Raw genomic sequence first — 1,090 nt, 5'->3', positions numbered from 1 at the left:
TCAAGACAACGATTACGGGTTCAGTGTGAGCAAAAACAGTTTCCAGTTTGAACAAATTGGAGTGATTCACTCCTGCTATCGGCAAAAATTTGGAATTCCCCGCCAACCAGGCATTGTCACAGCGGCAGAGTCAGAGCTGGAACTGATACCCCCCTTCAACCAGGAGAATCTGGTGCGTGGTCTGGAAGGTTTCTCTCACCTCTGGGTTCATTTTATTTTTCACGAAACCATGAATGAAGGCTGGCGTCCTACTATTCGCCCTCCTCGTCTGGGCGGTAAACAACGCATGGGAGTTTTTGCCACCCGTTCGACCCACCGTCCCAATCCCATTGGCCTCTCCGTGGTAAAACTGAAGGGCATCCAGTCCGGAAACGGCAAGCTGGTACTAAGACTAACAGAAGCTGACCTGCTGGACGGCACCCCCATCATTGATATCAAACCTTACTTGCCTTACGCCGATGCGCTACCAGAAGCAAAAGGTGGCTTTGCACCTTTACCGGCGGTTATGGCAGAAGTGGAATTTAGTGAAGTGGCCATGATCAAGTGCCGGACCTATGAACGACAGACCGGACGCTCTCTGGTGGAACTGATTAAACAAGTATTGGGCCAGGACCCACGCCCGGCGTACCTAAGAGATACAACCGGACGCAGACATGGCTCTGCACTCTGGGACGTTAATGTAGTCTGGGAATCCAGGGGAGATCACTTTCTGGTCACCGACCTGGAACCTTACGGTCATCTTTAGGAGTTTAAGAATGATCATTCCCTATCAGGAATTGAACGCAGAGACACTGAACAATCTGATTGCTGATTTTGTCAGCCGGGAGGGAACTGACAACGGTTTTGACCAAGACCAGGAAAGCCGTATTCAGCAGGTAATCGGGTTATTGAAATCCGGTGAAGTCGCTATTGTTTTTGATCCTCAAACCGAGAGTGTGAATATTATTCCTGCCAAAGAAGCTCAGCACTATGAGTCTATGATCAACCACTCTTAAAAGATCAGGCTTTTTTCATAAATCAGTTACCCCGCCCCACAGAGGGTGTCGCAAAACTCCAACAACTTGTTCCCATGCTGGGACCCACAGGGCCT

The 1,090-nt window shown here is 49.5% G+C and carries 2 protein-coding genes; both read left to right on the top strand.

The genetic code is table 11. The features are described from left to right. Positions 1-25 precede the first annotated feature (25 nt). Positions 26-745 (top strand): tRNA (N6-threonylcarbamoyladenosine(37)-N6)-methyltransferase TrmO, encoded by a 720-nt coding sequence (gene tsaA, locus KDK19_RS03910; protein WP_257291378.1) that lies wholly within the window; start codon positions 26-28, stop codon positions 743-745. A 10-nt stretch (positions 746-755) separates the two neighbouring features. Further along, a complete protein-coding gene (locus tag KDK19_RS03905; RefSeq protein WP_257291377.1) occupies positions 756-995 on the top strand; it encodes a YheU family protein in 240 nt (79 codons plus the stop codon). The last annotated feature ends 95 nt before the right edge of the window (positions 996-1,090 follow it).

Origin of the sequence: Endozoicomonas sp. ONNA1 (assembly GCF_024606325.1) — a bacterium.
Classification (GTDB): Bacteria; Pseudomonadota; Gammaproteobacteria; order Pseudomonadales; family Endozoicomonadaceae; genus Endozoicomonas_A.
This window is presented reverse-complemented; position numbering and strand designations above follow the sequence as displayed.

Bases quoted from the DNA above. Each gene is read 5' to 3' on its own strand.
- KDK19_RS03905 (WP_257291377.1), top strand. From the start codon at position 756: ATGATCATTCCCTATCAGGAATTGAACGCAGAGACACTGAACAATCTG.